Origin of the sequence: Desulfobacterium sp. N47 (assembly GCF_051233685.1) — a bacterium.
GTDB lineage: Bacteria > Desulfobacterota > Desulfobacteria > Desulfobacterales > RPRI01 > RPRI01.
In genome coordinates, this window is record NZ_JBAMMY010000069.1 from 1 (window position 1) to 6034 (window position 6034).

5 protein-coding genes and 1 pseudogene are annotated in these 6034 nt (G+C 38.8%); 1 reads left to right on the top strand and 5 read right to left on the bottom strand.

The annotated features are described in order from the left end of the window. Window positions 1-511 (top strand): transposase (locus VXK47_RS04180; protein WP_435547515.1); only part of this gene is annotated, 511 nt, incomplete at its 5' end. A gap of 106 nt (window positions 512-617) precedes the next feature. On the opposite strand, the pseudogene VXK47_RS04185 reads toward VXK47_RS04180, so the two are convergent. The 5 genes and pseudogenes from VXK47_RS04185 to VXK47_RS04205 form a co-directional block, all read right to left on the bottom strand. Beyond that, a pseudogene (locus VXK47_RS04185) lies at window positions 618-767 on the bottom strand (ISAzo13-like element transposase-related protein); the annotation flags it as partial. Next, the gene (locus tag VXK47_RS04190) at window positions 748-2673 is read right to left on the bottom strand and encodes a type I restriction endonuclease subunit R (RefSeq protein WP_435547516.1); all 1926 of its coding nucleotides are present in this window, start codon (window positions 2671-2673) and stop codon (window positions 748-750) included. The gene VXK47_RS04190 and the pseudogene VXK47_RS04185, both read right to left, overlap by 20 nt. Beyond that, window positions 2648-3175, bottom strand: a complete 528-nt coding sequence (locus VXK47_RS04195) for a virulence RhuM family protein (protein WP_435547517.1) — start codon at window positions 3173-3175, stop codon at window positions 2648-2650. Before VXK47_RS04195 ends, VXK47_RS04190 begins: the two co-directional genes overlap by 26 nt. Then, the gene (locus tag VXK47_RS04200; protein WP_435547518.1) at window positions 3168-5894 is read right to left on the bottom strand and encodes a TrlF family AAA-like ATPase; all 2727 of its coding nucleotides are present in this window, start codon (window positions 5892-5894) and stop codon (window positions 3168-3170) included. Before VXK47_RS04200 ends, VXK47_RS04195 begins: the two co-directional genes overlap by 8 nt. A 15-nt stretch (window positions 5895-5909) precedes the next feature. After that, the coding region (locus VXK47_RS04205; RefSeq protein ID WP_435547519.1) for a transposase at window positions 5910-6034 on the bottom strand (125 nt) is incomplete at its 5' end.

Genomic DNA, 6034 nt, shown 5'->3' on the forward strand with positions numbered 1-6034 from the left:
AGCAGAAACCCAGGGGGTTGAACTGGTTGCACCGGTTATGGGAGCCCCGAAAGAAGATAAGCTTAGCCTTTGCGACTTTGATATATCCGATGATGGTCGTATTTTAGCCTGTCCGCAAGGGCATCCGCCTGTTGCAGTCAAGAAGAAAAAGCGCAACAGTGTGGGTTTTGATATGGAAGTTTGCAGCAATTGTCCCAAACAGTCACAATGCCCGGTTAAAAAAGGCCGCAAGTTTTTTTACCTGCGGTTTACGGAAAAAGACAAACGTGTTGTCATGCGCAGGTTGTATGAAAGAACCGACGAGTTCAAAGATCGTTACCGCTGGCGCTCCGGAGTTGAAGCCACCATGTCGGAATATGACCGGAAAACCGGGGTCAAGCATCTTCGTGTTCGAGGTCTTAAAGCTGTGAGTTATTGTGCCGTGCTGAAAGCTCTGGCAGTGAACATCTTTAGAGCTGCAGCATTCAGAATGGCACAAATGATGCCAAAGCAAGGGTTATGTGCGGTATAACAGCCGCACTATTAGTATTTTGCATATATCAAAGAACAATTTATACTTTTTTTAACCAAAAATTAACATCAGGTGCTAATATTTAGGAGTTGTCACAAAATAACGTTTACAATTTATCTGTTGATCGATATGGCATTATTGTATAATTCCAATCTCCATGGAATTCATTACGACTGATATTTACTCGGCGAAGATCCTTATCTGATATTTTAATACCTTTCGGATATTTATTGGTGTCAAGTTGACATTTTACTGTTTCTGGTCATCACCATCTTGATTTTTTCTATCGGCTTTATTTCTTTACGGTCTTTCTCCGAAAGCGTTACCCCATCATCACATTCCAGGACTTCCGCCCATTGTGGACGAAGTTTAATGATTTCCTTGTACAAGTCGTATGCAATCTGCCTGCTCGATGAAACAAACATGATTTTGCCCAGAACTGTTGAGCCTTCTTCAACCCGTTCCTCATAGTGGGTTACAAAATCTTTTGCCAACTCTTGAAGGCGGTCGGAGTCTCCGAGAATGACCTCCATGCTGGTAACAGCCTTTTTACTTTCTTCTATCTGGTAATCATTGGTTCCTTCATCTGCGCATTGCTCGTAATATTCTTCGATTTCCTGAAGTTTCTTTTCATCGAGAAGCACCTTGGCTGCTCTTCCTTCGTAAACAATGCGAACAGTGATATTGTCCTGAACCGATTCCTTCATCGTGTAGGCATCGACAACCTTACCAAAGACATCAAGGGTGGCATCTATTGGCGTACCGGTGAATCCAACATACGTGGCGTTGGGCAATGAATCGTGCAGGTATTTGGCAAAGCCATAGGTCTTTTTTACACCGTCTGCTGTTAAACGAACCTTCTGGTCAAGGTTGATTTGCGAACGATGGGCTTCATCGGAAATACAGATGACATTCGACCGGTCTGTCAGCAATTTCATGTCTTCGGTGAATTTCTGAATGGTCGTGAGGAAAACACCGCCGCTGTTTCTGTTTTGCAGGTAATTGCGGAGTTCTTCCCTGCTTTCAACACTGATAACCGTTTCATCACCGATGAATTTCTTGGCATTAGTGAATTGCCCTGAAAGCTGGTCGTCTAAATCGGTTCGGTCGGTAATAAGAACAATGGTCGGGCTCGAAAAATGGGTGCTCTTCATCAAAAGACGCGTAAGGTAGAGCATGGTATAGCTTTTTCCGCTTCCGGTGGCACCGAAATAAGTTCCACCTTTACCATCGCCCTCTGGTCTCATGTTTTCCTTAATGGAATGAAAGAGCTTTCTTGCCGCGTAGTACTGCGGATAGCGGCATACAATCTTGATGTCTTCTTTGGCAGTGTCGGGGAAGTAGACGAAGTTTCGGATTATATCGGCGAGGCGCTGGCGGTTGAAAATCCCTTTGACCATGGTGTACAGGGAATTGATACCATCTTTTTCTTTAAGTTCGTAGCCGTCTGTCTTGCGCCAGGCATAGTAGAAATCATACGGGGCAAAAAGAGAGCCTGCTCTATTGTTTACGCCGTCGCTGATAACGCAAAAAACATTGTATTTCAGCAGTTCTGGAATATCCCGCCTGTAACGGATGGTCAACTGATCGTAGGCATTTTTTATGGTTGTATTTTCTTTGATTGCACTTTTAAACTCGATGACAACAAGCGGAATGCCGTTGATATAGACAATGGCATCGGGTATTCGTTTCTCATAGCCCTGTATTTCAAGCTGGTTTACAATCTTGTAGATATTATGACTGGTGTCGTATTCTGCCGGTTTTTCTGCGACAATGGTTGTTAGTTCGTCCGCTTTTGGTTTTAGAGTCGGGGGGAGATTGCTGTAATCAATCAGTTCGATGAAAAGGTCTTTCTTAGTGCGGTCTTCGCGTTTGAGAACGAACCCATCGGCAACGAGTTTATTAATTTCCTTGTTGCTTTCATAAAGAGCGGAAGAAGGATATAGCTCAAGTTTGCGAATTATCGAAGCGATTTCATTCAGGGTGATATATTCGGATGAATATCTGTTGAGAAGGTATTGTTTCAGGTCGTCATGAAGTAGTACATCCGGCATTTCTTTGTGGATGTGGTCGCCGGTAAGGTGTTTGTAGCCTTCGGCTTCAAAGAGTTCGATTACCGCTTGTTCGAGTTTTTCTTCAGTGAATTTCATTTTTCGGGTCATAATCTATACTGGTTGCGTAAATATCTTTGATTTTCTGGTAAAAAAATCGTTCGGAAAGGCGGATTTCCCTCAGGCGTTCCTGTAACTCATTGAAATAATTCATTGAATTGCCTGTTTTGAACCGTTCGTCATTCAGGGCAAATCCTTTAACAATGTACTCTTTTAGCTTTTTTGTCGCCCAGATACGGAATTGAGTGGCCAATTGTGATTTAATTCTGTAACCCACTGAAATTATGGCGTCGAGATTGTAAAATTTCTGATTTCGGCTTACCTCGCGATTTCCTTCTTTTTGAACTTGTAAGTAATCCTTACAAGTTGCTTTTTCGTCCAATTCACCCTCTTCGTAGATGTTTTTCAGGTGTATGGTGATATTTTGGGGTTTTACCTGAAAAAGTTCGGCCATGAGTTTTTGCGTCAGCCAGACGGTTTCGTTTTCAAGACGGACATCTATCTTGATATCTCCGGCGGGGGATTGGTAGATAAGCAGTTGGGAGTTATTCATAGTATTTATCTTTCCTTTTATTAAAGGCAGGCATAGCTCCTTCTAAAACTTCTACAATCTTTTTATTAACATCTTTGTTTTCAATGCTCCCGGTAACGGTTGAAAATGAATAATTATTTTCTTTATCGAGATTCACATAAATAACCTGTTCGGCGTCAGAAACAACTGCTAAATTCGGATTATGTGTTACCATAATAATCTGCCGCTTCGCTTTTGCAGCTCGAATAAATGGAACCAGAATTTTTGCAACGCTATGATTATCAAGGTTATCTTCCGGCTGGTCGATTATAAGCGGTATGTCATTCTTATCAAGCAAGAGATAAAATACCAAGAGCAGAGCGCCGCGTTCGCCAGGGGATAACTGTTCAATTCCTTTATCTCCTTGTTTTAGCTGATAATTAAAGTCAATAAATTCAAGTTTAAATAAATAATTATACAAACCAGAAACATCTTTAGTTTGTTTATCAACTGATCGCTCGGCATTTTTTTGTCCATCGCGTTTATCATAACGGATTGAATCGACAAGGCCATCTAATAAACCTACAACAGACTCTTCATCATCAAAATTAACATCTGAGGTTAGCTTTAAAAGTTCTTTTTCAGCACCCTCTTTTGAATAGTATGTACCCATTTTCCCATGGTTAATATGGGAAAAAAATCGTGAACTAAAGTCTGGATTGTTAACTAAAGAGGCGGCTATCTCAACCTTATAATCTTTTAAGGTGTTTGAATTTTTATCAATGATTTCATTTAGGCGACTTTTTACATCTTTATATATTGCAATAACTTCTTGTTTCTTCTTGAAGATGCTCCGTACAACCTTTTTTCGTTCGTCATACTGTTCATTTAATTCAGGCAGAAGTTCAGTATCAAGAAAATTCATTTCTTTCTTATAAAACGTTATAGTAGAAGGCGTAACATCATCACCAATAATTTTGGATTTTTCTTCTTCCCATGATTTTTTAGAATTTAAATAGTCTTGATACTTCTTCTGCTCAGAATCTAACCTCGACTGTTCATCTTTTAACTGTGTCTGCTTTTCTTCAATTAATACATTTAGTGGTTTTTTCTTGTCCTCAGAATCCACATCACCGAGAACTATCTTTATGTTTTCTAACTTGGTCTCGTGGTCTGAAATGAGTTTATCTATTTCAGCAAAATCTGTTTTAAAAGAGACCAGCTTTTCGAAATTTATATTAAATGCGGATAAATCATTTTTCTTTTCAGAAATAAACCGGTTGATCTCAAGTGCCTTTATTTCTATTTCTTTTTTCGTATCTTTTAGGTTTTTAAGAGCAATAAGAATTTCACTTTTTTCCATCTGTTTTGTTTTGCTATCAGCCACTAATTTTTCAAGCTCTGTTTTCAATCTATTTATCACAGAGATGATTGTTTCGCTTTTTTTCTTCTTTTCTGGATCATCGTTTGGATCAGAGACAACAGGAGGTTCTACAAGTGCCTTAAGCTCATCTTTTTTTTGGGTTAATTTGTTTTCTATCTCTTTTCTATACACAGCAGTGGATTTATGTTCCAATTTAATAATGCTGGAATTAAAAGATTCAATATCATCGAATAGGCTATCTATTTCGGTATCCAGAGTACTCTTTTTCTTTTCAATCAGTTCTGCAAACGAATATGCACCCAACTTTTCGGAATCGTCGATATGGGAAAAAACAACTTTTTCAATCTCCTTTTGAAATTCTGAAGCAGTGCTTATTTCATTGGTAAGTCTTTCAAATTGTCCTTGGGGTATATATTTAACTCCCTTAAGATCGCTATCATCTGGATTATCGTTTAAACCCTTGGTGTCTTCGTAGCCACTCTCCCAAGCAAGAGTTGCTTTGAATTTATCCGCTGTTTTACCGTTTTTTTCGCGAAATTTAGTGCTTGTTAAAAATGAGAAGTCTTCGTTATTATGATAATTGGAGCAAAGCGAAATAATATCAACAATTGCGCTTTTTCCACTACCTTTGTGGCCGATAATTGCGACTAACTCTTTGTTAAATGGAATAGTAATATTCTCAAACCAATTACCATATTTACCATCGTAATCATCAATAGATGATATTCTTAATTCGTTTATATATTTCGTTCGATTATTAGAAACGCGCTCAAATAAATCAGGTTTATCACCGATGAATACGCGGTCATCCGGTTCATTTAATATTTGCTTTAATCCTTCGAATGTGGGGTCTGCTTTTATCCATGTAAAACAATTCCCGATTCTATCTTTATCAGAAGAATTAGAATAACAATGAGCATCACTACAATCCAGAAGCAAGTCATTAACTTTTTGTTCTTTCAGTTTTACCTTTGCGTTTCTGAATGAAGAAACAGAATCTGCAGCAGTAAAAACAATATGCGCTTTATTAATAATTGTTTTTTTTGTTGCGATAGAAGAGTCAGTCCATTTTAATTCTCCCCATTCTGTCTTTCCGATGGCAATTATATATTTATCCTTGAAACAATCTTTTTGGAGAGAGGTGAATATTTGCTCCTCTTTAACATTTAAATTATTGAACCCTTCCACTAAATCTACATCATACTTGGGAAGTTCACTTTCAGGTACACCTGATTTTATCGAGACTCCTAATTCAGCAACACTCTCTGGGGTTATAGCTCTTGTCCAAGGTTCACCAGATTCAAGCGTATAACTCTGTTCCAATGTATTAAGAAATTGGCTTTTAATTGTTTCTACCGATAATTCGTTCGAAAAAATAGGTTCCTCGCTATTTCATGTGGGTAACCTGAATTCGAGTTTGCCACCAATGAGGTAGATCATGGTGATCAGGTTTTTGATGGTCCTGTATCCCCTGGCCTTGGCTTTAGCTGCTTGGATAAGGCTGTTGATTCCCTCAA